This is a genomic window from Paraburkholderia panacisoli (assembly GCF_008369935.1).
GTDB lineage: Bacteria > Pseudomonadota > Gammaproteobacteria > Burkholderiales > Burkholderiaceae > Paraburkholderia > Paraburkholderia panacisoli.
In genome coordinates this window covers 1-26,675 of the sequence record NZ_VTUZ01000076.1, presented here as the reverse complement: position 1 = coordinate 26,675, position 26,675 = coordinate 1, and the positions used below count along the sequence as shown (strand labels likewise).

The following is a 26,675-nucleotide window of genomic DNA, read 5'->3' as shown; positions in this document are numbered from 1 at the left end:
ACGCGCTTGCCGACACACCGTGCCGCCGACATCACGCAACTGCTTCCTCATCGCTGGACGCCGACCACGGCTTGATCGTTTCAGCGATTGCCCTTGTCAAGATGCCTTCCCCGGGTGCTTACGGTAGATATAGCCTTCAGGTAGTAGTTGTTGAAGTCCATAAAAACTGCCGACGTACGCTTCGACTCGCATCCGTCTCCGGTGCCGTGAGGGGCGTCCCTGGATGGGGCGCTTGCGTGTCCGGTCATTCCGCTGTTTGGCATGACGATTTTGCGTTGCCTTCATCTCAGTGAAGATTCTATCTTCCGTATTGACATATGTATCAATATTGAGTTTAATGTCATCATTCTGAGGTCCCAACGGAGGGTGCTGACATGTACGCAGCCACGCGGCTGTCGCGCAGTCGGGGAGTTGCCACGAACATCATGCCCGTACTGCAAAAGCGTGTACGGGGCGTGCTCGCGTCGTATGAGAAACGATTGTGCAGAGCCCTCCATACGGGGCTCAATCGCGGCCATGGCGTCAGGCCGTTCGTGGCGTCACTCATTCCCTGGAGTAGTTCGCACGAGGCCGCTGAACTCGCGCAGCGGTCCCTCCCTTTCCGGGACACTCGCCGTGCGCCCCCCGTGCGGGCTTCGCTCGACTTACCTCGGTGCGCTGGTCGACGCGACCTCCAGTCGGCGCCCGAGGTGAGCTCGTGCGTCGTCGACCGACGGCATTTTTACGCCTTCGAATACCTTGGCAGAAAGCCGGGCCGCATCAAACCTAGTAGGTTGATAGAGCTCGCCGAGGCAACTCGATGAACGCAACGTTCCTATCGGCAATGGCGGCACTGTTCGGTGCATCGATCGCTGGCCTGACATCCGTTGTCACGCAACGAACGCAGGCCAGGGCAGAGTGGCTTGCACAGGACCGCCTCCGGCGGCAGGACCTCTATAAGGAGTTCATCGAGGAGGCGTCGCATTGCTATGTCCACGCGCTTCAGCACGATGAACCGGACGTTGCTGCTCTCGTCAGTCTGTTCGCGAAGATAAGCCGTATGCGTGTCCAATCCTCGACAGGGGTTGCGAACGAAGCGGACCAGGTTGGACGGAAGATTGTCGACACCTATCACGCCCCCAAAAAGACGTTCCTTCAGTTGCGCGAAATGCTCGCCGACGGTTCGATCGACATCCTCGGCCGATTCAGTGACGTTTGCCGCGCCGAATTCGATTCGCTGCGCGCGCAGCAATTCTGAGTGAAGAAGCAACCCGGATTTCGGGCGATCCGTCGGGGTTGGGGCCGGACATTGTCAACTCCCTTGTCGAGTGAATTGTTGCGCAACCGGTCATCCGCCACGCGCGCGCATGTGATGGCGCCGCAGATGTTGACCTGACCAGAACGTTATGCCATGAAGCGGAAACGCCTGACACACGCACAGCGCAGGGAGCAGACGCGAGAGCGCCTGCTTGAGGCTGCGCGAAAGATGTTCATCAAAAAGGGATTGGCCGCCACAAGCGTGGAGGACATCGCCGAGGCGGCCGGCTACACGCGCGGCGCGTTCTACTCGAACTTCGACAGTAAGCCGGAACTACTGCTTGAGCTGCTGCACCGGGACCAAGATAGCGCGAAGATCAAGCTGCGGGCGATCATGGAGGAAGGCGGCACGCTCGCGGAAACGCAGGCGCGCGCCCTTACGTATTACAGCCAGTATTTTCGTGATCAAGACTTCTTTCTGGTTTGGGTCGAAGCGAAACTTCTCGCGTATCGGGACACGGGGTTTCAGGAGCGCTTTAACGCGTTCCAGCACGAAAAGCTCGGCCAGATCAGCGCCTGCATCCGCACGTTGTCGGAGCGCGAGGGCAGTCCATTGCCCCTGCAACCGTACGCGCTCGCGCTCGGCTTGGTGAGCCTGTGCGATGGTATGCAGTTTTCCAGAATGTGCGATCCGCAGACGGCGAGCGACGAGGTGATGCAGACCGTGCTTGCCGGATTTTTTTCGTGCGTGTTGTGGCGGCAATCGGAAGAAATATAGCTCGCCGAACATCGCGGGGGCGTGCGCGGCTGCGGGCGTCGGACGCCCATCGCGGGCGCCAACAATATCCGTGACCAAATCCAGCGGATGAAATTGAAGACAACTGCTTGGGCAACGTGCCGGGGGTAGTTGTGTATGTCAAGCTGTCAAAGGAGATAACCATGTTTTACGACCACACGAATTTCCAGAATATCGATCACCGACGCGGTAAGAATGATCGGAGCGACGTGGGTTCGCCGTCGAACCATGACGTTGAGGTGATCAACCCCACTCCGGCAAGGAACTGGGCATGGGCGCACCACAGCGACTCATACGACTGGATGGACTGGCACAATCCATTTCCTGCAACAGACCCGTCGGAGAACGCGGTATGACGGCGCTATCGCTGAGGCGAAGCAACCGCTCGGGAGGTTCGAACCAGGGTAACACGCGAGACGCCTGATGGCGCTGTCGTGGCCAACAATGGCAGCCCATTTTTAGTCACGGCGCGCGCATTAGTCGAACGGCTGGCGCGGCAGCGAAGCTGTCTGAGAGTGAACGCAAGCAACTGGCCGTTCAGGCGTCGCGGGATTGGAAACGATCAGCGAACTGTCGGCGAGGCTAGGCGTGAGTCGCACCTTCGTCTACGCGCAGCGGGCAAGGCGAGCGATGCGCTCAATGACGCCTTCTCTCCGGCGCTTCCCGATGACGAGGCACTGTTCCAGTTGCCGTCGCCCGGACCCTGGTCGCGTCAGGTGCCACTTCACGCCGTTGCACGCGAGCTGGGTCAATCAGATCGAACTGTGGTTTGCCCGCTACACGCGTCGGATGCTGCGCCATGCAAACCATATCAGCACCGCGCGCCTGCGCGAGCGCACCGAGCAGTTTATCCGCGCGCACAATCAGGCGGCACGCCCGTTCAATTGGAGTTTCCGGGCCATCCGCTGCAAGCCGGCGCATCGTAATCGAGAGACCGACATGCCAGCTTTGCCCTCCAAACCTGCGTTCGTTGATTCCCTGCCAAGGAGACTCGTTCAAATGAACAACGTTGCTCTCACATGCGTGGTAGTTCTAGGGCTTCTACTTTTCGGCCTCGGATTGTCCATCTCGGTAATGCGTTTTCGCGAGGGCACCAGCTCAGGCTGCGAGCCGGATCCCGCGAACCGACTCCGCAAACTTGTCCGTGCTCATGCCAACACGGCCGAATACGTCCCGTTCCTCGCATTGCTGTTTCTCTATCTTGGCGCGCGATCGCCTTCGACGGCGACAGTGTCGCTGATCGTCGCGGCAACCGTGTGCCGCTGTTTGCTCGTCGTCGGACTGGTCGCATGGCCAACGATGGCAAAACCCAACTCTTTCCGGTTCGTCGGCGCACTCGGGACCTACCTGGCCGGTATGGCGCTATGTGCGATGCTGCTGCATTGAGATGCGACGGACAGACGAGATCGCGTGGGTTTCCGGGGCTATCCGCGGCAAACCGGCGCATCGCAATCGAGAGACCGACATGCCAGCTTTGCCCACCAAACACTACGCCGCCGAACACCAGCGTCAACTGCGCAGCCTCCTCGGTCACGAGCAGATTGTCACGCAATGCCGCGCTGCAGGACAGCAATCTGTCTATTAGCTGCCGCAGCGCCTCCGATCGACACATTTCCTGGCGAAGTTGGGGAGCGTTAAAAAACCTAGGGATATTGGGTTTGGTGTTCGCTCGAAGAGCTTGATAAACTCCGCGGCATCGTCCGATAGCGGTGGCTCCGGCTTCTTGTATTTGGCGAGTCTCTCGACGAGGTCACCGTTGATCATCGCACATTGCAACTGAGCCAGGAGGTGAACTCCTTGCGGTGACCAACACATCTGTCGTCGCTTGCACATACGCTGATTGATCACCTGGTTGACCGCTAACTCCGCCGTCGATACAGGTCCTGACGATGTCGCGCTCCATAGTTGATTGTCGATCCTTGATTTGCTTCTACATAGGCGACAAGCTTTCTCGCGGGGTAATCAAGTTGTGCGAGACTTTCTGCAGCCCCCGGTGTCTCGATTATCAGCACACGGCAAATGATCAAGATCCCTTTCATCCATTCGATCGCCTGCGCCGGTTTGCCATGCCAGAAACGCCAGCGTAATTTCTCGATACGGGAGACCAGTACGCGTCGCGCAGCCTTTTCCGATTCTGTCGTCACACGCATACCCTTGACGATCTGCTCAAGGTATCGCACGCGCATCGGAATGTGAAACCAGTCGAGCACGGAGTTCGAAGAAAACGGCAAGCTCTGAGCTATCGACTGCAATCCGTTGGCTCCATCAGCGATCACGCATAAACGCGGACTGCAGGAGCCGGTCGCCGCTTCATCGAGGGAGGGGAGACGAGCGGCAATGTCTGGTAATTCATTTCGAACAAATGCGAATGTGCGGGACATCTGGCCTTTGGCGAACAGCGGCCCTGTCAGCAAGTCGAAGCTCGAACATTCAGATTGACGCCGACCCCGGACGACTCCGCCGTCAATGGTCAGAGTCCATTCGGTATCGTAGTCGAAGCTGGTGGTCTGCGTTGCTGGTTGCACGGCCTCAACGCGAGCTCCGGCGCGTAACGCCCTGTTCCGAATGGTCACGTGATTCAGGGTGCTCCTTACCGGTAAGAACTCGCGTATTGTTGCGGCCGCCTGCCGACACGGCATCTGTGCCGAGAGCTTCGCTTCCAGAGCAATCAGCTCACCGGTCGCGCGCTCAGGGACATATTCTGTCATCGGACTATATGGCGTCTCCAGCTGGCAAAAAATCTCGCACGGGCACGATACGATTCTGGCACTTCGTGTTGAAGTCCGTAGTAACTGCTAATCGTGTCCGTAGATTACGCAAATGCAAGACTGCAATTTGGCCCCCAAAATAAGGCATATCAGCGGTTTCTCACGCCTTTCTACGCGTTGCGTTTCAGGAACAGGTGCACGCTTGGATGTCCGTTGATTTTGCCAACGCATTTGTCGTGTCCGCTAATTGAGCGGAGCAGCCGCTTGAGTGACCATGCGCGCCGACAATGGCTAACGACGGAAACTGGCCCAGCTACGGCCGTTGGCCAGCGCGACAACTCGTCCGCACCAACATTTCATTGAGCTTATCAACCGACACTTGGTGTCGCGGTCTGCGCTCGCCTGATCGGGGTTCGAAGCCGCTTACAGCCTCATGGGAAAATTAACGCTTCGTTCTCTTCAGTGAAACGCTCAAACCCTCTTCGACTTCTGACGGTATAGATCAGCATTACGAGTAAATAAGGTTTCGAGTCCTCGCTCAGTGCCCGATAGAAACGTGCTGGAGGATCGGGCTTGGCATAACCCGTGCTTGGTAGCTGCGGGCGCAACGACGAACGGTTCGTGCTTTCACCGCGGCGTCAGCAATATTGCTCACATTCCAAGGGAAATGCGTTGTTCGTTTGAGCATCTTTGTCAGCGCCGGCTGGCCCTTTTACCTCTTCCCATCAACGTTGAATAGCGCGCCGAAAATGGACCTGAGATGGGTGCATCGAGTATTCAACAAACGTATCGTTATGAAGACAAAATTTGCCGTCACTCTGTTAGTCGCAAGCGCTGCCTCGTTGGCTGCTCCCGCATTCTCGAGCGGGTACGGCCCTGCACCCTTCTATCGCCCCGACGTTGGCGAGCCAGCGCAACGCAGTCAAAGCGCTCAGACGTTGGCCGGGGAAGTAAGCCCGGGAAGCGTGGTCGACGAAAACCATAGTGGCGTCGGCGGTGACGAATCGGTCAGATCGCAGTCTGGCGGGCGTGCCCCGGCTGATAGCGTCGGCTTGATTTATCGCGGCAATTGATGAGCCCGGTCGCGGGGCGCGAGTCAGCCAGCGCTCTGCGACCGAACCATCGCTTCCAAGCCGATAGGGGCGCAGGCCTCGACGTCAGAAGAAACCCTTGGAGCGGCCTTCGAGCTATCGTATCCGTCGCTGACCTCGCCACATGGGCTTTGCCGCGTCAAGGTAAGGGAAGCGCCCTCGGTCGCGACCGACTGGCGACTCTCGACCCACGCACAGGTGGTCTGCTCGAGAACATTCATTCTTCCGCTATGAGTTGCGCAGTGGCACCGACACTCGCCGCGAAGCCCAAGGATATGGCGGACTGCGAGGGGACCCCGCAACATGGAACGAAGGTCTGCATCTGTCCGCGGCGAGGCAAGAGCTATTTCACGTGAACGATGACCGAGCCCTCCGTTACTTTCGGCGCGGCCGCACCTGCATCTGCCGCGTTCTTCGCAATCCAGTCCTTTGCCTTTTGAACGCTCTCGTCGACTCCTGCTTTGTCGTTGCATACAGTCACTGAAAATCCGCCATCGTCGCTGCGGGTCAGCGTGTAGCCTACAAATCCTTTGACGCTACGCAGTAGCTCTTCGACTTCTGCCGCTCGCTTCTCCAGCACGTCAAATAACTCTTTGGCACCCTTTCCGGAATATGTTCTTAAAACGGCTTGCATGATCGTCTCCTGCCTCTTGATTAAGAGGGTATTGAACATCCCGCACGAACAGTGCGTGCGGACTGGTGGGCTGCCTCACCTGGCAACGCGTATGCACGAGAAGGAGTTGGGGAAACCGAGGTGCGGCAGACCGGCTTCCCAATAGTGCTATCAAGTGTAGTCACTATTCGGGGATTCTTAACGCATATCGCCGGCAATGCGAAGAGCCGTTGTAAGACAAATGGCCGCTTACAAGGACATGTACTGCGGTAATTTCGGCGACCTATGCCAAGCTGCGGGAAACCGCCCCGGAGGACCGATCCGGGTCTGTGTGAGCCGCCGGCTACGAGTCTGAAGGTCGAATGTCTCGTTATGGTCGACTGCAAAAGTTCGGCATCACACCGAACCCGGCCAAACAGAAGCGGCCCTTCGAGTCTAGCGTCCCGTTTCACGCTGGATCGAAAGCTCTTCTGCGCCTTATGGTCTTCAACAAGGCGACAGGCATGAAGGTCAGCACCTCACAATTCAATCCGCCTACCGAAGGCCTCGACCGCCCGACTCACAGTACCTTTCCATCGCACAACAGGAACTGTTGAGGCGCACCCGCACCGGCATTTCGTGGAAGGCCCCTTTCCTCAAAAACTATAGCCTCGAGTTGCTGGTCATTAGCCGATTCCTCCAGCGAGGTGTGATGATTCGGGCAGCGATTTCAATCGCAGCATTGCCAGCACGCCCAAAGCGGGCCCAGGTGCCAAAAATGCAAATGCCCACCGCCACCCGAAGGTACCTGCGAGCAACGGGACGAGCCAGATCGTTGCCACCGTGAGGATGAAGCCGATCGCAAGCTGCAGTGTCAGGGCTGTTCCTACATATGATTGGTCCGCAAGCTCTGTCACCATCGCAGAAAACTGCGCCGAGTCCGCGACCACCGTAAAGCCCCACACCAGGCCCACACAGAGAAGCAGCCACGTGGACGAGTCGAACAGCAACCCGATGAGCACGCAGCAACTGCCGGAAATAGTCATCATGAGCGCGGTCGTCCTGGTCCTGCCCCACCGATCTCCGAGGATGCCACCGGCCCAACAGCCCAACCCGCCGACGGCGATAACTGCGAATGTCGCGTAGGCCGCGGCCGGGCCGGCTGCGATTCCCCTGGCAGCCAATGCTTCCGAGAAAAACACCAAAAACCACGCATACATTGCAAACAATTCCCACATGTGGCCGAAGTAACCGAACGAAGCGAGCCTGACGCCCCGATTCGCGAACACGCGCCACACCTGCGTGGGATCGAACCTCGCCTTGGGGAAGGGGAAAGGGCCTTCCGTCACCGCGAACACGGTGATCAAGCCTCCCGCGAGGGTCAGCACGCAGGTTACGTAGATGACCACCCGCCAGCTAAGTCCGCCGAGACCGTTGATGAGATGGGGCATCGCCTGTCCGACGACTATCGCCCCAACGAGAATCCCGAGTGCAATCCCGCGGCCCTTGCGGAACCACGTGCACATCAGCTTGAGCGCCGGCGGGTAGACGCCAGCGAGGAAAAAACCAGTTGCGAAACGTAATGCTATTCCGACGCCTGCTCCGCTTGCGACCTCCAGCAGTCCGTTCGCGGTGGCGGCGCCGATCGCTCCGCCCACGATCACATGCTTCGGCGACACGACATCGGAGATGTTCAGCAGGCTCGAGGTCAGTGCCCCGCACACAAAGCCGAGTTGAACCGCGATCGTTAGCCACGCGGCGGCACTTACGGAGAGAGCCCATTCCGCCCGCAATTGAGGAATCACCGCAGCGGCCGAGAACCACGGTGTCATGGACAGGACGAGCGTGACGGCGAGCACCGCCAGTGCACGCCAACGGTCGGGATCTTGCACTTGGAGGACCTCCCCGCTCATTCTCGTACTCCACGCTGAAACGTTGATCGGCACCGGCGCGGCTGCGCAGATGTTCTAACCGGTGCTCATCCACCGTCTACATCGGCCACGTGCGTGATCCAACGCCGCTGGCATCCCGGCCGGGTATTACCTGATACTACGTCTATCGACAGGGCGGACGCGCTGTCGAATTTGTTTCAACGCTTTGCAACTCCAGACCGATCGAGCTCCCCACGCCTTGCTGCATTGCAGCCGACAACGCTGGCCTGCATGCACGGCAGCACTTGGCGCGGCGATGGCGCGGCCTTGTTGCGCGCGCTCGCCGAAAGCGTCGAACGCGCTAGGCTCTACGCTGAAGGGTATGGGACAGCGTCGGACAATAGTTGCGGTTCGCACAACACAGAAGGCCGTCATTCTAATGACCGCGCAGCCATTGATTGGGCGCTTGGCTCTGCACTGGCCTTCTGCTATACATCTAGACGTCGTTACGCAGGAGGTGCCCATGCCGCTCGTTGTCCGACCTGCAAACGCTGACGAACTGGCACGCGCCGAAGAACTGGTTGCCCGCAGCATCAACGATCTGACCGTCCGCCACGGTTTCGGGCCGATCGCTACGTCGCGGCCTTCGGATTTTCAGGCGTTCTGCCTTCGAGACGATCCACGCGGAGTGTGGCTGGCCGAAGATGATGGCGAAATTGTCGGTTTCGCCCTGAGCTGGGTTTGCGGTCGGCTCTGGTTCCTGGCGGAACTGTTCGTTGCACCCGGCCGGCAGGAACAGGGCATCGGCAACGAACTGCTGGACCGCACCATGCGGCATGCGAGCCAGGCCGGTGCGACCGAAAAGAGCCTGATCACGTTCGCCTTCAACGTCGTGTCCCAGGGGCTGTACGTGCGGCACGGCTTGTTTCCGCGCGTGCCCATCCATTTGTGCAGCGCCGAACGTGAATCATTGCGTCAGGCGCATGGTCCCGCGCTTTGCGCGACCCCCATCCGGACGGCTGCCGTCGATCTCGAGATGCTGCGGCAGATCGACGTGGCAACCTTGGGTGTTTCGCGAGAGAAGCATCACCGGTACCTGCTGGGCGATCCCAGGATGAAAGGTGTTTTCCTCGAAGAAGGGAGCGAGCTTGTCGGCTACGCGTACGTTGCAGCAACGGGCCACGTGGGTCCCCTGGCGGTCATGCGCGCGCATGCGATGCCTGGTGCATTCCGGGCGGCACTGGCAATGGCCGTCGCGGGGGATGCAAAGCAGATCTCCGTGTTCGTTCCCGGGACGAGCGATGCACTGGCGATCGCGGCCAGCCAAGGCATGCGATTCGCACTTCCGATGGTGCTGATGTCGACGCGCGACTGCGGCGACTGGACGCGCTATCTCCCGCGAAACCCGGGCTTCATGTGATGTCGCTTCGGGCACCGGGACCCCGGGCTGGAATATTCGCAACGGGTCGAACAGACACTTTCGGGGGAGCGACGCGGAGGCACGGGTGCGGACCTCGCGTGAGCATTCGCGGCGCGCTTCGCTGACCTGCGCTGCTAATAGCGGGCGGGAACAATGCTTGCGCGTCGCAAGGCAGATCAAACCGAAGGATCCCAGACGTCTGATCCTTCTCGCCGGGTTTGTGCTGTTCGGCCATGTCACGCTCCTAGGTATCAACCGGCAGCAAGATGGCATCGTCACGGGCGCGGCGGCATGCCACCGGGCCGGCTGCCGCCATCGTAGGGAAGGACAGGTACTATGAGAGGGGCGCCAGGAACACGGTCAATATTTCCCGCTCTGGTGCTTTTGCTTGCCGGCTGTGCCGCGGGCGGCAGGCCGTATGCCGGGCCGCACCTCAGTCCAACAGAGTGCCGCGACCTGGCGGCGCTCAGGACCAACGCACCCCCTACGATGGCGCAACACCATAGCGAACTGGCTGCCCTGAGGAAAGCGGGCTACGACCCGTCACCGTGGTATGACGATCCATACTACCCGGATGACCTACAAGCGGCACAGCGCCTGGTCGACTACTGGTTCCAAACGGAGTGCCAGCAACCTCAACCGGCTGAGAAGCCAAGGTGAATGCGAACCACTCCAGGCTCAGCGGCGCGTACTAACTGCACGTCGCATCGCGGCCGTGATCCTTTGGCGGGTGCGGTGGAAATCATCCAAGGGTCCGCGCCCAACGAGTCCATCCGATGCGGCACGGTTTTGATGGTCCACTGATCCGCCCTGTCAATATCGTCGAGTTGAGACGGTCTCATCAAGTCCGTTTTTCCAGTCTCGCGACAGTTCGCATTACGGCTTTCGCATCCCTGCTGCGATCAGCGATCGATCGAGGTCCGCATCGGACCGGGTTCGGCCCTAGCGAAAAGCCGCCGTTCATTTTTCCGACGACGCACTGCCGTGCTCATTGGAGGGAAGCAAACTGAACCTTGAAGTTTCCTGAAGACGGACGGTCGCCATATGGAAGCCGCCGCCGTGTCCCCTCCATAAGCTCGCTCAGGCGTCGGCATGTGCGAGCAGATATGTGGGTTGCTCGCTGCCAGAACTGACGATGCATACGCGAGGCACTATGAGCTCAGATTCGACACAGTCTTCTGAATGCCGGGAGATCGAAGTCCGCAAAGGCCAGGTCACCGATAAAATGCCGCGTGACGCGTTCCGCGAACGTTTTCTGGCCCGCTTCTACGATCCCGCGTTTCGCACCGAAAATGAATCGCTCGCGCGGCTTGAAGCCATCGCGTGGGATGCCTATTCCAATGCTCCGCTGGACAACTTAAGGACAAGTTATGCACAGATTTGTGAACAGATTTTGTGGATAACTCGTGCTTCCAGCAATGCAGGTGGATAAGTCCTTTCTGACATGGATGCGCAACGCTGGCCATCGATACCTCGAGCTTTCAGGGTGGATTCTCGATTTTCTCTCGACAGTTTTCTTCTCAGGACTGCTCGGCCGCCCGTCGTGATACCAGTTTGCCTCGAGTAGAACCGCGCCACTTGCAATGCCGGGTGACGCCCGGCACGGGCATACTCGTTGCGCTTATAACGTTCTCCACTTAACTCTCCGGAGAAGATCATGAGCACATCGGACCCGCACGTCAGCGCAGCCAGCGGTGGCGCGCAAATTATTGGCAGTGGCACGGGCGACGGGGCCGGCCCCGACGTGATGGCCGCGTCGACACTCAAAGCTACGATGGTTGTTTCATCGGACGGTGGGGAGGTCGGCAAGATTTCGGACATCATGCTCGATGTACGCGCCGGCAGAATCGGATACGCAGTGCTCTCAGAGGGTGGATTTCTTGGAACGGGCACACATCTGCACGCCATTCCGTGGAACGCGCTGACGCTTGATACCGATGCAGAATGCTTTCACGTCAGTATCTCCGCACAGCAAATCAAGGACGACCCGGGCTTTGACAAGGACCATTGGCCCCCGATGGCGGACGCCTCCTGGCGTACCGCGGTGCATCAGTATTACAACTGCGACCCGTACTGGTCAGGTGCGAGAGGCGTGGGTGAATCTGGCCGCAATGATATCTGACGGCGTTGCTTCGGCCATTGGCGCGCGGACCGCTCTCGCGGGAGCAGGCAGTTGTCGCTGGGCAACTCCTTGGCGTTCATTGGACGACGGTATACCATCTGCGCCGAAGATTCCTGGCGGACCCCGTCGCGAACTCCGTGGCTCCGTATCGCCGAGGGCCGGCGCTGGGCGGCGGTCGGCTGGGGGATGAAGTTGACAAGGTGATCGATGAAGTCGTGCATGTCTGGCTTCCACGGCAACGACAACTGGCCCATCCTGCGACGGATCCTGTACTGGAGGTTCGACGCAGACGTGCGCTCGATGGACTCCAACTGCCGAGTCGATCGACGATCGGACGGCGATGGGCGAGGCATCCTGAGTTGGACGCTTTGAAGCGCGCGGCGCTTCCTGATGCCCTGAAGGTGCCGGGATCGCTCGTCGCCAAATATCCCCTTGAGATAGTCCAGGTCGCCCACACACAAGCGGATGTGCTTCTGGTAAGCGAGTACGACAGCCGGATGATCGGCCGTCCCTGGCTCACCATTGCCCTGGACGTTGCGACCAGGTGCGTATTGAGTTTCTACGTGAGCATCGACCGCCCTGGGGCGGCAACGATGGGTTTGCTCATGACCAGAGCGGCGCTGTGCAAGAGGTCATGGCTTGAAAAGATTGAGGTGGACGCGGAATGGCTAATGCGAGGAATTCCACAAGTCCTGCATCTCGAGAATGTTGCCGAGTTCAAAAGTTGGGCGCTCCGCAGCGACTGCCGGGAATACGGCATCCACCTGATGTATCGTCCTGTGCGGCGTCCCCATTTCGGTGGACATATCGAGCGCTTTAACCGGACCCTAATGGAACGGGTGCGGGGTCTGCCGGGGGAAACTGGGTCGTCTCCCAAAGGATGCAAAGCGCGACAGTCCGAAAAGACGGCGGCTTTGACGCCACGGGAGTTTGAGCAATAGCTTACGGTCGAGATTGGCAAACGATACCACCACGCCGCACATAGCGGGCTGCTCGGCGCGACGCCGGCCGACACGTGGCGAATGTGGGCGGGCGGTGCGGAGTCGCGACAATTGCCCGCAACTGAAGGCGCTGAGCTACGGTTTTTGATCCGGTTCTTGCCTGCCGCGCCGAGGACGATACAGGCGTATGGATTCACGCTCTTCCATACCGGCCGTTAAAATGAAGCGTCGACGGTAATCACTCATTCCGCGTTCGCAAGAATCGCCGTACTTCGGCTGCTGATCGCGATTGCCGGCGCGATAGACCGATCATAACGGTCGGGGATTAGCAGTGCTGTCGGCGTCGTACGCCGCAATTCGCGGTTCATAGAAGATGTTGGGACACACCGCTCGCCAACTTGCGCAGTTCGTCGAACTGCGTCACGATTTCGAGGCACAGAATAAAGGCCAGCATCGCTGAAGGTCCCGGATAGCGTTCGATCCATCGAAGCACACAAGTCGCGTAGCGCGTGCGGATCGCATCTCGCGTCATTATGAAGGTAATCACGATTCCCACGGCGGCGCCCACCAGCAAATCGGTTGGGTAGTGAAAGCCGAGCCACGCGCGCGGAAGGCAAACGACCAGCGCGGCATAGAGAATCGCTAGCACACCGATGCCCCGCCACACGAGGAAGATGCCGGTGGCGACCGCCATCCATAGCATCGCGTGGTCGCTCGGGAAGGAACTCCAGCCTGACAGTTGTGCGTCGTTGGTCGCGCCACTTGGAAAGTGCAGATGCAGTTCGGTGCTATAGATGGGGCGCACTCTGAACGGCAACCAGTGAGTCATCACTCTTCCTGCGAAAAGCGCGACGAGGCCGCTGAGAACCGTCGCGAGAACCATCTCTCGCCGCCATTCGCGGCGCTCGTCTTGCCGAAACCACATCCACCACAGCACGGGAATGAGTACGAGGCCTTTGAAGGTGTACCAGTCGGTGATGGCTTCTATGGACTGGGTCGCGAAATGACCGAAGTGAATGTTGGACAGATATGTTTCGATGGACGAATCGAAGCTGTTCATTTGTTTGCAACAAATATGTGATAGTCGCGAAGAGGCTCAGCATAATCCAAGCAAGCGACAAAGAAATGCGGCTTAGCTCACAAAACTTTCACTGACTTTATTTGCTGTCGGCGCATCCGATCATCGGCAGCGCGGTCCGTTCGCCGACGCGAAAGGTGAACGATGCGAAAAGGCGGTGCAGCGATTGTTTCCCGCCGCCGACGTGATGGCCCATCTTGAACCTGCGGGGGATCGATGACGAACGCCTGGACGATCTTGTCAAATAGGCTAGCCGGCCGCCAGCCTGGAACACAATACCGAGGATAATTACAAGAATCTTTCCGGCATTTTTTCCGATGAAATCAATCTGCGTGCGGCGCACGGCCAGGATTTCGGCTCATCCTGTACTCGTAACGTACCGTCTGACGGCGCACGTTACGAGGCTCGAACACCTCTGTGTTGGACAGTATGACAACACAAAAGAGTGTTGTCATACTGTCCAACATGAAAGCAACTCTTTTGCTCAAAGAGCGTCACACCGTAGACCGGGAAGCGTTTGCTGAATTGCTGGTCTGGAAGGTGCCTGCACCGGTACGCGGAAGCACGCACTCTTTCAAGTACAGTCTCGCGTTTGTCGTGAGCGGACTTTGTGTCTTGCGATACGGCAACGAACAAGGCAAGGGTGATCACCGGCACGTCGGAAAGTCTGAAACGCCCTATGAGTTTTCATCGCCCGAGCAGCTAATCGCTGATTTTTTGGGCAGACATAGATAGCTGGAGGTCGCAGTGAAAACAGTCACTCTTGGCGTTGCTTCTCGCGATGCTGTCACGAAGCGTTTCCTTGCCGCCATGAATGGCAAAGCACAAGGAGCGTTCATAACCTTCGATTCACCGGAACTGCTGTTTCAAACACTCACGCAATTGCGCTGGAACATCATTCAAACGATTACCGGAGCAGGACCGCTTTCCATCAGGGAAATCTCGCGACGCGTTGATCGGGATGTCAAAGCCGTACACCGGGACGTGCATGCGTTGCTGAGCGTTGGTGTTCTGGAGCGCAACGCGGACGGCGCGATTGAGTTTCCATATGACGCCGTGCACGTCGATTTCATGCTCAAGGCAGCGTGAAGGTCTAACAGTTGATCAGACAACGGAAAGGCCATATGAAACTCATCCCGATTGCGCTATCCCTGATCCTCCTTGGCTGCGGCCAAGCATCGCGTGATACATCGCCCACGGCAGCAGGCCACTACCAGCTGGCTGTAGATAGCGGCGGCAATGCGTGGAGATTAGATACGAACACAGGCGAAATGAAGCGTTGTTGGCAAGGAACCCCTCCAGCAAAAACGGCGCCGAGTTGCTATACCGCGACTCAGGAGTGACGCGATCGCCGCGCGCCTAACGCAAGGAAACGCCAGGCAGAATCGTCGTAGCAGCGCGAAACTTATCATGGACAGGGAAAACACGAATCGATCGATCATCGTTGTCGCGGTGATGCTTGCCGGATGTGCATCACCGGCGGTTTTTCGTGACCCCAAGAAGGGTCAAAGTGGCTCAATGCAATGCAACGACGCCGGGAATTTTTCCGATCATCGCTCAACACGAGATTGACGATTGCGCAGGAGCTTATGGGCGCATGGGCTGGCAGAAGCAGTAGAGCGTGAATCTGGAGCATGGAAAAGCCTTGGCGATCGTGAGTTAAATGACGCGGCCCAGCAGCAGGACTCGGGTATCACGAAAGAGGACAGGCATGGCATTCAAGATCAAAGCCGCCGATCAGAAGCGCATCGATGCCGCGTTCGGCGAACTGACGGCGCAGCGGAGTACGTTGGAAGAGTCTGTGCGTGTGTTCAATGAGGCGGTTGCGGCTGCACGTGCGAAGCTGGAACCAGACGTGGAGGCATATAACGAAAAGGTCGATGCGGCGCGGGGCATGCTCGATGACGTGCATCGTGAGCTTGAAGATGAATTCGATGATAGGTCGGCGAACTGGCAGAACGGCGACAAGGGAATCGCGACGAAGGAATGGATCGATTCAATCAGCGCGTTGGCCGAGGAATTAACCGAGGCGGCGCTCGACGTCTTCCCCGAATCGCTCGAATTTGAGGATGTGATCGGCGATGACCCCGCCGAGGGCTACAACGAACTGGACAAGGAAGCGCCAGGCGCAGAGTGATCGGCGACGGCCTGGCATACCGAGGAAAAGCAAACCATGTCGAAATTGACCCCAGCACTCGCACTGCGGGCTGCGATTAACCTGCTACGTGACTCAGCCGAGTCGCGCAGGATGCCATCAGGCGAGCCGTTAAATGACGCCGTCGTGCAACTGCACCTGGACGCAGCGGATACGCTCGAAGAGTCGTTAGCCGACCTTCGGGACCACGAGCAGGAAAAGCGAACGGCTGCTTCGGGTCCGCCGCGAAATGGTCTCCAAGAAGCTCACGGGGTCCTGCTGCTGGAATCATCGATACCGGGAGGGAGGTCTAAATGCGCAAGTCGATCAGTTCCGTCGGAACGCTTCGGCATTTTCACGTCCATCCGGACCATCAATTTGAATGATATGAGCCAGACGATCGTCCGCAAGAACTGTTCGCCGGGGCTGACGCCCGTGTCATTGTGCCCTACTGATGGCTGGAATCGTTCGTACGCTTTATGCGTTCATTCGCGAGATCTGCTCGCTCGAACTGTGGAGCGATCGTGTGCGGTATGCGGTGGGTAAGATGCGAGCTTTGAACGGAGACTTTTATGACGGCTATGACCTACAGCTACACATTTGTCCTGGATACCGAAAACGAGGATGAGGGAGCGATGGTGCAGCAGATCACAAGGCCCGGCCCGATGCCGCTTGCGAGCGGCGACTTCGTGACGCTCGGCCCGGATAAGCAACATGGCGTTCTTTACCAGGTCCAGGCCGTGTTTCTGAATATGTTCGAGAACACGCCCGCTGATATGGTCGACTATTGGGTGTCGGTCGTTGAAATGGACATGTGAGGAGGGTACTCCCCGCGTCAATTGAGTCGTGGTCCAGGGCGGTGACCAGTATCGCAAATTGGCTGTACTGGATATCAGTTTGGATCTTTCAGAAACATTTTCTCCCCTGGATAGCATTCACTTTGATAGATGCGGGCGAAGGGGAGTCCTACTTCCCCAAAGGCACCGACCAGTCAGTGTATTCGTAGGCAAAACTCAATGCCGTGGCAAAACGATTGAACGAGCGTCCGAGAAAGGCACTGAACTACGAGACGCCCGCCGAACGATTTCAGCAAACTATTGCATCCACCGGTTGAATCCGCCGGCCAATGCGGACATTGGGATAGGGTGGGTACTACGTCAGCGATATGGCGGATTGCTGACGTCAGCGGCATCGAGCCGCTGGGCGTCAGCTTCCTGCATCAGCGAACTCACACTCCCGACCCGATTCAGCCAGTCGCCCGGTTGCGACCTGCGCGGCTCGTCTCCGAGAGCAGCGGACATTCGTGAGGCGAAATCGTTGGCGTGTTCGCGGCCTTTGCGGACGCGTGCCTTGACGCAGATTCGTGGGCAAGATCATCCCGCGTCGAAAGCTCGCGAACAGCCCTACTGACTGACTCCGCGTGTGTCATTGCGCCAGTTGCCAGCGCAGCACCGGATGCGTCGCGCCAGCGGGCATCGCCCATACCCCTGTCGGACCGAAGTCGTACCCCACGAACGAGGCCGGCGTGCTCATCTGAGCGGTGGTCAGCTCGTTCGCCGCGGGAATCGGCGTACCATATTTGACGCCGATTGTGGCGCCCGTGGTGTTGGTATCCCAGTACACGTCGTTCGTAATCGTGCCTGAATTGGACCGCGCGATGCCGATCGGTCCATACAACGGCTGGTTCACCGGACCGGTTGCGAATGACTGGGTGATTGTTCCTGAGTTATCGACGACGAGGGCGGCCCCGCCACATTGCGAACCGGCGCGGCAGCCCGGAAACGATGTAGAGCCGGTTGCATAAGACTGGCTGATCGTGCCACTGTTAGAGCCGACGAGGCCGCCACCGCCCCTCGCGACATAACCCGACGATGCGACAGCTCCCGTGGCGAACGACTGGCTGACCAGGCCGCTATTCGCGCCCGCCAGTCCACCGAGCACCCCGCCCGAGCTTACGTCGGCGCTGCTCGAAGAACGCAGGATCGAGCCGGCGTTGACGCCCACGAGCCCACCGGCTATCGAAAAGTCGACCGGAAGGCTCGCGCTGGGATTCCTGGTCGCCACCGTGCCGGCCGTGTTCACGCGCACGACAGTACCGTTGTTCAGGCCGGCGAGTATGCCCATATCGAAGCTCGGGAACCCTACAAGCCCGCTCACGTTAGCCGAGTTCGCCGTGCCCGAAATGCCGAGGTTGCGTACGACGCCCTGGGTACCGATCGCGCCGAACATGCCCACTAGTGGCTGTGGCTGATCGTCCGCGTATACCAAATACCCGCCCAGCGTGAGCGAGGCGATCGCCTTGCCTTGTCCGTCGAACTGCCCAGTGAACGGTGTGTCGACGTTGCCAATTGGAGCGAAGGGGCTGCTGCTCGTCGCGCTCGCATCGATGTTCCTGCCGAGCGCGTAGTTACCGCTGAGATCCTTGGCGACGTTCGTCAGATCGGTCACGGAGTTCACAAGCTTGTACGCGGTGATCTGCTTAACCAGGCCGCTGAATGCGGGGGGCACCCATGCCGCGTTGCTCAGCTGGGTACCGGCAACGTAGCTGCCGTTCATGTCGTAGAAAGCGCTCAGCGTACCGGTGCTCTTCGACCAGTCGAGCGTGCCGTGGTTGGTGACGCTGCCGTCGTTGTTGATGCCGGTTGCGTCGGCGCGCAAGCTGAGATTGCCAGCGCCCTGGTTCGCGATCTTCGCGCCGCTCCCGATCGACACGTCGCGGTACGCGGCGAGCGTCAGCGAAGCGGGACCGCTCCAGCTCAGGTTCGATGCGACGCCGATGTCTCCCGTCGCGCCTGTCGCGTGTGTCGTGGTCACAGCGACGGAAGTGCCCGAATTCAGGCTGCCGCCCAGTGCGCGTGCAGCGGATTGGTCGATCGTGAAGGCGGGCGTCGAGAGATTCCATTCGCCCGCATGCACGGCTGCCGTGGCGCCGAACGCCGTTTGCGCCGCGTCGGTATCGACCGTTCCGCCTCTGCCGTCCGCGTTGGTGGCCATGATCACGCCCGACTGCTCGACCCGACCTCTGTCGGCGACGAGCCACACATGGCCGTCGCGATTCGCCGTGCCCGTCGCCCGAATGCGCGTGCCACCGCCGGCGAGCGCAAACACGTTGCCATCGGCGGCCTGCAGGCTGATCTGCGCGGCTGCGATGCTTCCGCCGTTGACGACCGTACCCTTGCTGCCGGTCTGCACAAGCACCTGTTTGCTGCTGGCCGAGTCCTGCAGCAGCACCTGTTCGCCGGCGGCCAGTTCGGCCGTGCCGTTCGGCGCTGTGATAGTGCCAGCGTTGATCACGGCGCGTCGCGAGATCAGGAATATGTCGCCGCCGGTCGAACCGATCTTGCCGAGGTTGATCACGCTTGCGTCCGAATTGCCCGACAGAATAAGCGCGCCGCCGTTCATGAACGCGCTGTCGCGTGCGTCCAGTGTGGATGCAACGAAGCGTCCGCCCGTCGTCACCGTACCGGATGGCCCCACGACGACGCCCTGCGGATTGATCACATACAGGCTGCCCGTTGCGCTGAGCCTGCCGAGGATGGCGGAGGGTGAACCACCCGTCACCCGGTTCAGCGTCGCGCCAGTGCCGTTATTGAACGTCACGCTGTTGTTCCCGCCGATCGAGAAGCTGTTCCAGTCGATCACACCGCGTGTCGAACCGGGTTGTGTGATCACCAGTCCGTTGCTCGCGCCCACTATCGTACCGGTGCCGGCGACGTAACGGCCGCCCGTTGGTAGGACGCCCCCCGCGCAGGCCAGTTGCATCGAGTAGAGTTCAGCGAGCGAAATGCCGATCGCGAGCCAGATGCGTCCGGCTGAATGCTGACGATGCGGTATGCGTCGCGGGGGCCGAGATAGTCCTGGACGTGTCATACACTCCCCTTTCCGCGTGGGCGCGGACGAGTTGCCAACAACCCGCAGCGCCGCCCGGAACTTTCCTATTGAACACGTGTAAAGATCCCGCATGGGCGCGGCTTTGACGGCGTCGATTACTTGAGGCGGCACATCCTCAGCGCGGGACTGAAGCCAGTCAGGGTTCCTATCCCAAGTCTTCAATGCATAACCGGCTGCTCTCCGAACTTCAGCGGATGACACCTTAGCCATTTTTGCTCCCCGTCAAACAGAGATTTCCGCGGTGGATAAAATCTTTCGCACTGCGCGGCGGTCATCCAACACTAGGCGACATCTTCTAAGCTGGCCGGTTATTCTCGCATTCGAAATGTGAGCTTCCGAACGGACAACAAGTTTTCATAATTTGATTCGCATAATTGTGCTCAAGTTTTCTTAACCCGGAAGCTTTCTAAACAATTAGGTCGCTGGCTAAAGTCAACTGGCCCATTGCTCATCTCGCCTTGCGATGGTCCGTTATCTAGTTGAAAGCAGTCGCCGAGGTGTCACGTCGGCGGTCAAAACGAACGACGGTTTGTGGCCGCGAGACGCCGCACGTCCCTGCTTTTACTCCAACCAAACGGCTGGCCATGCAGCGACACGTGTCGCAAGGGCGGGAAATTGGTAACGGGACGGGGCCGTCAGCGTACTCTAAACGGCGTTAAACCTGGCTAACCGAGCCGTGTGAAAAGGGGTATCGTGAAGAAATTATCGAACGCCAGGCTCATCCGCGCCGCGCCTGAGCGTGAAACGTCTCCCTAGCCAGGCGGTCTTGCCATGATCCTGTATCACACCGAGCCCGATTCCCCTGTCATCGAAATTTCCGTCGAAGGCAAAATCACCGACCACGATCTGCGCGAAGCCATCGAGTGCATGCGTGGTGATCTCGAACTGAACGGCAAGACCCGCGTGCTCGAACGCATCGAGCATTTCACCGGCATCGAGCCGAAGGCGCTGTGGACCGATATAACGCTCGGCGTTTCCGTGGCCCGCAAGGTCACGCGCGCCGCCGTGGTGGCCGATGCGGGCTGGATCCGTGCCTCAATGCATCTAGCGCGGTTCTTTACGAAAGCCGAAGTCAAGGCGTTTCACGTCAACGAACTGGAGCAGGCGCGCGTCTGGATCAACACCTGAGTGCCGCCTGGCGAAGTTCGTAGCAGTCCGGCTGCACGTCAGAGCGCGATTGACCTGCGCAATCAAGATGCCATTGGCATTCGCGCTCTAGCTTGCACTGGCGGCTAAGGGGGCGTGAGCGCCTGTTCGATTTTTTCTGAGACCCGGTCACTGACTGACGGCGATCGGCGGCACGCGACCCAGAGTGTGTGAAAACGCATTGATCGCCTAAACTGAATCAACGCACTCAGACCGGGCGACACATGAAGCGATTCGTTGAAGGCGATGACCGCAAGCAGGTCGCACTACTTCCCGAATGTGTCGATGACTACATCGGACCAGACAACGCGGTCAGAGTCATAGACGCCTTTGTCGACGAGTTGGACCTTGCGGACTTGGTTTCAACGGTACCACGCCAGCGATCACGGGCCGCCCGTCCTATCATCCAGGTGTGATGCTCAAGATCTATATCTACGGCTACCTGAATCGGATTCCTTCGAGCCGGCGTCTCGAGCGTGAATGTTAGCGCAACGTCGAACTGATGTGGCTAACGGAACGTCTGGCTCCGGACTTCAAGACGATCGCCGACTTTCGCCGTGACAGCGGCGCAGCCATTCGCAACGTATGCCGGCGTTTCGTCGAACTGTGTCGCGGCCTGAAACTGCTATCCAGTGACATGGTGGCCATCGACGGTAGCAAGTTCAAGGCGTCAAACAGCCGTGACAGGAACTACACGGCAAGCAAGATCGACAAGCGTCAGCAGCAGATCGAGGAAAGCGTACAGCGATATCTCGACCTGATTGAAACCGAAGACCGGACCAGTCCAACAGGTTTCGATGTGAAGACCGTTCGCCTGTACGAGAAGATCGCCCGCTTGCGCCAGCAGATGCGTGAGCTCGCACAGGTCAGGAAGCAGTTAGAAAAGCAACCGGACAAACAGCTGTCGATGACGGATCCGGACGCACGGTCCATGGCAACCAGCGGAAGAGGCTCCGGCATAGTGGGCTACAACGTTCAGGCCGCCGTAGACACTAAACATCACCTGATCGTTGAGCACGAGGTAACTAACTTCGGAAACGATCACGGACAACTCGGCAGAATGGCGCTGTCTGCGAAGGACGCGATGGGCAGATCGAAGCTGAAGGTTGTTGCTGATCGAGGTTACTTCAGCGGCCCCGAGATACGGGCATGTGATCTGAACGGCATCAGTGCATACGTTCCCAAGCCACTCACCTCCGCATCGCGGAAGAAAGGTCTGTTCACCAAGGCCGACTTTGTCTACGTGGCAAAAAGCGATGTGTATCGATGTCCTGCTGGCGAGCGAGCCATCCTTCGATTTACTACCGTTGAGCATGATCTGAATTTGCGGGTTTACTGGCCCAGCGCCTGCCCGCGTTGAGCGATGTTCACCCAGTTCACCCAGCGACTATCGCCGCATCCGAAGATGGGAGCACGAAAACATACTGGAAGCCATGCAGCGGCGGCTCGACCGGAAACCCGATGTAATGACCATCCGCCGAAGTACTGTCGAACATGTCTTCGGTACACTCAAGCACTGGATGGGTCCCGCACACTTCCTGACCAGGACGCTCGGACGCGTGAGTACGGAGATGAGCCTTCAGGTGTTGGCCTACAACCTGAAGCGGGTCATGAACATACTTGGCGTTGCGGGAACGATGAAGGCCATGAAGATGGCTGGAAGCTAAAGCCCCGAGGGGCTTTGTTGTGCTAGCGATGTTTGATTAGTGCATGCTCGACGTATCAAACTCGATCGATCCGACCAGCAATCGCGCGCTCAGCGGCAAAAATGGAGTTTCCACACACTCTGGGTCGCGTGCGGCCGATTGCTGTCAGGCAGAGGTCGGCCAAGCGCAGTCTGTTGGCATTTATGCTCCGAAGTAGTCGAGTTCGGGCGTCACGCGCTGAAGATCTGCGACCGAGAGTGTTATGCGCTCGCCTGTTGCAGATGCTGCTCCAAATTGTTGCACGGTCCTTAGAATTCGGCGTTTGTTCAATTCGAACGCGAGTCGCACCTGCTGTACAGTCTCATTGCGAGCGCCAAGCTCTTCGCAAACGACTTCAAATGGCAGCGCGAAGGCGCAGTATCCCCAGCCGAACCCATAGGCGGAAAACCAGACCGCCGAGTCGGCGCAAAGAATGGGGGCGGTAATGACAGTACGTGGCTGATCCATCGCATTCACCTGCTTCGACGATAGGGTGACATCAAAGTGTTGCACAGCGACCTTACAAACGCAGGGGTCCGCCGGCACGACGTTACCACTCCGCCGAGATGATTGTCTTGTAGCGGAGGTGTGATTTTTGCGAATCGGGACTGACTCGAACGGGTCGTGTCCTGCGGATCCCAACAGGCAAGACCCGGCTGGCCATCTGTGGACGGTGGCGTGGGCGATCGCATAGAGATCCGAACGTCTGCGTCTCCTCCCCAGGCAGCAGACCGTCGTCGATAACCAGACCCTTGCTAACCTTCCGTTGCGATGAATCTGGCAACCGCGGCTGCTGAAGCGCGAACGGCTAGAAAGCACCCCATAGCCGCCTCGCCAGCGCCGACATCTGAGTGTCGGCAACGGGACGATTTCGGGCGACCCCGTAAGGCAGCGGTCGGGCCAGGAAGAGACGTTCAACACACTCGTCTAGTTCGTCAACAATTCTGCAGATTACCTAAGTGGCCTCTAATTCTGCTGCATTTTTTGGGCATATAGCCCATGACGTCTGCCGCCGAAACCTATCTCGAAGATTCATGCGCGCCAGATCGGCAGTACCCGCAGAGCCTTTGAATGTCATCCAGCATGAGATTGAGGCCACAAGTCTCAGCAAACAGGGGGCGTAGCGGTTCAAGAGTCGGACAAAAACCTATCGCAGACTCTCGTGGCTGACTTGGTACAAGTGGCAAAACGTCGGCGCTCTGAAAACGCGTTGTGCAGACGTTCCTTAGGTTCATCCTCTACGCCGCGGAGCCCATCAAGCGATTGGGGTAGTCAGCATACGTCTGATTGAAAGCGGAATTTTGCTAGGGTCGCGATAAAAACCCGCTTCATCCCTAAATGCCGTTAAGCGGGTGCCGCAACGATCAGGTGTGCATGGACATTATTTTGGTAGGTTTATCGCGATTAAGCTTGACCGGTCGCTGGGGTTGCAAAACGAAATAGCAAGTTGAGAGCCCGGTTTCATTAGAGACATCACTGTCGAATCGGCCGAAAACGATGACATGGCCAGAAAAGCTGCTGATCAGCACCATGCTCCCGTCGGACTCAATTGCGACATTCCCCATTTCCCGGCTAGCGCGCATCGCATACTCTGAATAGACCGGCCCATATTTCGCAAGCAAGGTATTCATGAGCGGCATTCGGGAATGCAGGTGCGCACGAAGGAACGTCTCGCGGCCGCGTCTGCCTAGCGTCCCATCCACATCAAAAAGTGCTGCCTCCACGGGGTCCGGTGCTGGATTTTGCAAATCGGCTATTGTTAGACTTATGTTCAAAGCACCCCACCAAAACACTGCTTCCTCGGGAAATGCCAGGGAAGAATTACATACATGTTTCTTAAAATGCTCCTCATAATTTTCCTGAGGAGTCGCGTGATTTCCTGGGCCCCAGCGTGTAAACCCAGTAAATAACCATCCCGGGTATTTCTTAACTATTCGGATCAAGTCAGGCATTGATGTTGGAAGTAGACGACCCAATCGTGTAGTCGCTAGAACTCGTGCTGTCGGAGCTATCGGAGCCCCTGGCAACTGTGCTGTCATCTCGTCCAATACGTCGAGTACGTCCGACGCCCCGTTACCTGGGAAAAGCTCGATTATGCGAGTAGCGCGTTCGATTTCCGCGAGAGGATGAACGAGTTGCGCGGCAACGAAAAACGCCTGAATGCGCTGAAGGTCAGCAATCGGGAGCCGCCTTAGTTGTAGACACTTATTAGTTAGGTGTGGAGAAGTCAACAAGCGACTGACGTCATCTATGCGCGCAAGGCGCAGATTGAAGATATGATTGACCGCCATCAAGATATCTCCGCGTTGATACATGGGATATCCCTTGTCGAGGAATTGAAGCAATTCTCGCATGCGAGTGAATCGGTTGTTGATGGCATTTGCCATGACGGCTTGATTCCTCAGCACGTAATTGGCCGTCGCAACATTGATGGGCGCCAGATGGGCTGGATGGACGGCATCATTAAATACAAAATTGATAAGAAAATTTTGTGCGTCAAGTAAATTCATCAACAACTCCTATAGGTTATTTAATGGTTCCCGCGTGTAGCCCTGAAAAATTGCTCGGGAGACCTTTCACATCGAGCACCGCAGACCTCTGCTACAAGCGCGCCATTTGTCTGAACGCGTCGATTCGATTGCCAATTTGCTCAATGTGTACAGCAATCTCCTTTTCATAATATCCAGTTCGGATATTTCACCACATGTTCAAAAATTGCTCGTCTACTACTTCATTATTTTCAGTCATGATCTTATTCGCGGCGCATAAAAATCGCGATGAGTCGGATTTGTACGCATGGATGTTAACGGTTAAGCGATGCAGATCTTAACGGAACGAGTCCACAGATGTTTCGTAAAACAAAGAATTTGAGGGCGTTGATGAAATGCAAATGGGATATTTCGTAGGTACAGCAGATGCATATGCATATGCACAAGAGATGGCCTCTGTGGTTTGATGCCAACGAGAAAGGAATTGCCCGCTGGAAATGCATCGTGACGTGACGCTGCTTTTATGTGTGGATCCGACGCTTCAACGACTGAGCAACGGTGCGAGCGAATGACGCTTCCCGACCGAAAATGCCAATTCGACAGCGCTCTACGAAGCGGTCGTTGAGATCCTCAATGGCAGCTCACTGGCACCTAACGTGAACAGGAACTACCGGCCAGAAGCAGCCGGTCGCCGAGATACCATAGATTGTTGACGATCGCGGTTCGGGCTGCCCGTATGGAACATGCAGGGCCACGACTGCACAATGCGCTTTAATTGTCAGTTGAAGATCGGCAACATAAGAAACCCTTTGATTACCAATGCGTTGACGATATCGATAAAGAAAGCCCCGGTCATAGGGACGATCAGAAACGCCACGTGGGAATGCCCGAACCGCGTGGTGACAGCCTGCATGTTGGCGATGGCGGTTGGAGTTGCACCTAGCCCTATGCCGCAATGAGCGGCCGACAGGACGACCGCGTCGTAGTCGCGGCCCATGACCGGGAAGGTCACGAAGACGGCGTAGGCAATCATCAGGACCGTCTGCGCAGCGAGGATAACGATAACAGGCAACGCGAGTGCAGCGAGTCCCCAAAGGTCAAGGGTCATCAGCGCCATGCCGAGAAAAAGCGCCAGACTGACATTGCCCAGCAATGCGATTGCGTGTTGTGCGGGCCGTATTCCCGCTAATGCCAGAACATTGTTCAGGAAGACACCGACAAATAGCACGCAAACGAAAGGGGGCAATTCAAAAGACGTTCCGGCCAGCAGTCCATAGACGAATTCGCCCGCGACGAGACATACTGAAATCATTGCGAGCGTAGCGATGAAGGCCCCCGGTGTGGTCGGCTGTTCCGCCTTCGGCTCTTCGAATACGACCGCTTGCGTTGGTTGATCGCCTTCTTGCGCCGGTTCAGTGGTGCGGACACGGCGCATGAGCAGCCGGGCAACCGGTCCACCGAGTACGCCGCCCATG

The 26,675-nt window shown here is 58.1% G+C and carries 22 protein-coding genes and 5 pseudogenes; 18 read left to right on the top strand and 9 right to left on the bottom strand.

Translation table 11 applies throughout. The annotated features are described in order from the left end of the window. The first annotated feature begins 823 nt into the window (after positions 1-823). The 5 genes and pseudogenes from FVF58_RS48135 to FVF58_RS48120 all read left to right on the top strand — a co-directional run bounded on the left by FVF58_RS48135 (position 824) and on the right by FVF58_RS48120 (position 3,418). Positions 824-1,237: a hypothetical protein gene (locus FVF58_RS48135; RefSeq protein WP_246217556.1), complete on the top strand. Its 414-nt coding sequence runs from the start codon at positions 824-826 to the stop codon at positions 1,235-1,237. A 153-nt stretch (positions 1,238-1,390) separates the two neighbouring features. Then, a complete protein-coding gene (locus tag FVF58_RS48130; protein WP_149676542.1) occupies positions 1,391-2,014 on the top strand; it encodes a TetR/AcrR family transcriptional regulator in 624 nt (207 codons plus the stop codon). 161 nt (positions 2,015-2,175) lie between these two features. Further along, positions 2,176-2,388, top strand: coding sequence for a hypothetical protein (locus FVF58_RS48125; protein ID WP_149676541.1), 213 nt, complete (start codon positions 2,176-2,178; stop codon positions 2,386-2,388). A gap of 349 nt (positions 2,389-2,737) precedes the next feature. Next, positions 2,738-2,926: pseudogene (locus FVF58_RS53900) on the top strand (IS630 family transposase); the annotation flags it as partial. Between the two features lie 105 nt (positions 2,927-3,031). Next, the gene (locus FVF58_RS48120) at positions 3,032-3,418 is read left to right on the top strand and encodes an MAPEG family protein (protein ID WP_149676547.1); all 387 of its coding nucleotides are present in this window, start codon (positions 3,032-3,034) and stop codon (positions 3,416-3,418) included. A gap of 169 nt (positions 3,419-3,587) precedes the next feature. Here the strand turns inward: FVF58_RS48120 and FVF58_RS48115 are convergent. Further along, positions 3,588-4,806 (bottom strand): annotated as a pseudogene (locus FVF58_RS48115) (ISKra4-like element ISBte2 family transposase); the annotation flags it as partial. Positions 4,807-5,534: 728 nt separating this feature from the next. On the opposite strand from FVF58_RS48115, the gene FVF58_RS53895 reads away from it, so the two are divergent. Then, entirely contained in the window at positions 5,535-5,813 is a 279-nt protein-coding gene (locus tag FVF58_RS53895; RefSeq protein WP_149676546.1) for a hypothetical protein, read from the top strand. Between the two features lie 361 nt (positions 5,814-6,174). Here the strand turns inward: FVF58_RS53895 and FVF58_RS48105 are convergent, their stop codons facing one another. Both FVF58_RS48105 and FVF58_RS48100 read right to left on the bottom strand, forming a co-directional pair. Continuing rightward, complete coding sequence (locus FVF58_RS48105; protein ID WP_149675871.1) at positions 6,175-6,465, bottom strand: hypothetical protein; 291 nt, start codon at positions 6,463-6,465, stop codon at positions 6,175-6,177. Between the two features lie 644 nt (positions 6,466-7,109). Further along, positions 7,110-8,336 carry an MFS transporter gene (locus FVF58_RS48100; protein ID WP_149676539.1) on the bottom strand — a complete coding sequence of 409 codons (1,227 nt, stop codon included), beginning with the start codon at positions 8,334-8,336 and terminating at the stop codon, positions 7,110-7,112. Between the two features lie 397 nt (positions 8,337-8,733). On the opposite strand from FVF58_RS48100, the gene FVF58_RS48090 reads away from it, so the two are divergent. The 5 genes and pseudogenes from FVF58_RS48090 to FVF58_RS53880 all read left to right on the top strand — a co-directional run bounded on the left by FVF58_RS48090 (position 8,734) and on the right by FVF58_RS53880 (position 12,777). Further along, a complete protein-coding gene (locus FVF58_RS48090) occupies positions 8,734-9,714 on the top strand; it encodes a GNAT family N-acetyltransferase (RefSeq protein ID WP_246217554.1) in 981 nt (326 codons plus the stop codon). A 336-nt stretch (positions 9,715-10,050) separates the two neighbouring features. Next, a complete protein-coding gene (locus FVF58_RS48085; protein ID WP_149676538.1) occupies positions 10,051-10,374 on the top strand; it encodes a DUF4148 domain-containing protein in 324 nt (107 codons plus the stop codon). A gap of 565 nt (positions 10,375-10,939) precedes the next feature. Further along, positions 10,940-11,053: pseudogene (locus FVF58_RS55120) on the top strand (NADPH-dependent FMN reductase); the annotation flags it as partial. A gap of 318 nt (positions 11,054-11,371) precedes the next feature. Further along, complete coding sequence (locus FVF58_RS48075) at positions 11,372-11,836, top strand: PRC-barrel domain-containing protein (protein WP_149676537.1); 465 nt, start codon at positions 11,372-11,374, stop codon at positions 11,834-11,836. Between the two features lie 359 nt (positions 11,837-12,195). Further along, a complete protein-coding gene (locus FVF58_RS53880; protein WP_246217553.1) occupies positions 12,196-12,777 on the top strand; it encodes a transposase family protein in 582 nt (193 codons plus the stop codon). A gap of 364 nt (positions 12,778-13,141) precedes the next feature. Here FVF58_RS53880 and FVF58_RS48065 read toward each other — a convergent pair whose 3' ends face one another. Next, positions 13,142-13,837 carry a phosphatase PAP2 family protein gene (locus FVF58_RS48065; RefSeq protein WP_149676536.1) on the bottom strand — a complete coding sequence of 232 codons (696 nt, stop codon included), beginning with the start codon at positions 13,835-13,837 and terminating at the stop codon, positions 13,142-13,144. 97 nt (positions 13,838-13,934) lie between these two features. After that, positions 13,935-14,198 carry a hypothetical protein gene (locus FVF58_RS52130; RefSeq protein WP_188131200.1) on the bottom strand — a complete coding sequence of 88 codons (264 nt, stop codon included), beginning with the start codon at positions 14,196-14,198 and terminating at the stop codon, positions 13,935-13,937. 86 nt (positions 14,199-14,284) lie between these two features. Here FVF58_RS52130 and FVF58_RS55115 point away from each other — a divergent pair, with 86 nt between their 5' ends. From FVF58_RS55115 to FVF58_RS48030, 5 genes and pseudogenes are all read left to right on the top strand, one after another. Further along, positions 14,285-14,590, top strand: coding sequence for a toxin-antitoxin system TumE family protein (locus FVF58_RS55115; RefSeq protein WP_223191235.1), 306 nt, complete (start codon positions 14,285-14,287; stop codon positions 14,588-14,590). A gap of 12 nt (positions 14,591-14,602) precedes the next feature. After that, the gene (locus FVF58_RS48050; protein WP_149676535.1) at positions 14,603-14,944 is read left to right on the top strand and encodes an HVO_A0114 family putative DNA-binding protein; all 342 of its coding nucleotides are present in this window, start codon (positions 14,603-14,605) and stop codon (positions 14,942-14,944) included. A 622-nt stretch (positions 14,945-15,566) separates the two neighbouring features. Continuing rightward, positions 15,567-15,992, top strand: coding sequence for a hypothetical protein (locus FVF58_RS48045; RefSeq protein WP_149676534.1), 426 nt, complete (start codon positions 15,567-15,569; stop codon positions 15,990-15,992). 569 nt (positions 15,993-16,561) lie between these two features. Beyond that, positions 16,562-16,807 (top strand): hypothetical protein, encoded by a 246-nt coding sequence (locus FVF58_RS48035; RefSeq protein ID WP_149676532.1) that lies wholly within the window; start codon positions 16,562-16,564, stop codon positions 16,805-16,807. Positions 16,808-16,956: 149 nt separating this feature from the next. Continuing rightward, positions 16,957-17,103 (top strand): annotated as a pseudogene (locus FVF58_RS48030) (IS30 family transposase); the annotation flags it as partial. Between the two features lie 311 nt (positions 17,104-17,414). Here the strand turns inward: FVF58_RS48030 and FVF58_RS48025 are convergent. Further along, positions 17,415-19,859, bottom strand: coding sequence for a two-partner secretion domain-containing protein (locus FVF58_RS48025; RefSeq protein WP_149676531.1), 2,445 nt, complete (start codon positions 19,857-19,859; stop codon positions 17,415-17,417). 792 nt (positions 19,860-20,651) lie between these two features. On the opposite strand from FVF58_RS48025, the gene FVF58_RS48020 reads away from it, so the two are divergent. Further along, on the top strand, positions 20,652-21,008 hold the full coding sequence (locus FVF58_RS48020; RefSeq protein WP_149676530.1) for a SpoIIAA family protein: 357 nt from the start codon (positions 20,652-20,654) through the stop codon (positions 21,006-21,008). A 242-nt stretch (positions 21,009-21,250) separates the two neighbouring features. Continuing rightward, positions 21,251-22,693: pseudogene (locus FVF58_RS48015) on the top strand (IS1182 family transposase). Between the two features lie 180 nt (positions 22,694-22,873). On the opposite strand, the gene FVF58_RS48010 reads toward FVF58_RS48015, so the two are convergent. The 3 genes from FVF58_RS48010 to FVF58_RS48000 all read right to left on the bottom strand — a co-directional run. Continuing rightward, on the bottom strand, positions 22,874-23,179 hold the full coding sequence (locus FVF58_RS48010) for a hypothetical protein (protein ID WP_188131199.1): 306 nt from the start codon (positions 23,177-23,179) through the stop codon (positions 22,874-22,876). 896 nt (positions 23,180-24,075) lie between these two features. Then, positions 24,076-25,221 carry a hypothetical protein gene (locus FVF58_RS48005; RefSeq protein WP_149676529.1) on the bottom strand — a complete coding sequence of 382 codons (1,146 nt, stop codon included), beginning with the start codon at positions 25,219-25,221 and terminating at the stop codon, positions 24,076-24,078. 757 nt (positions 25,222-25,978) lie between these two features. Beyond that, positions 25,979-26,675 (bottom strand): sodium/glutamate symporter (locus FVF58_RS48000; RefSeq protein WP_281291361.1); only part of this gene is annotated, 697 nt, incomplete at its 5' end.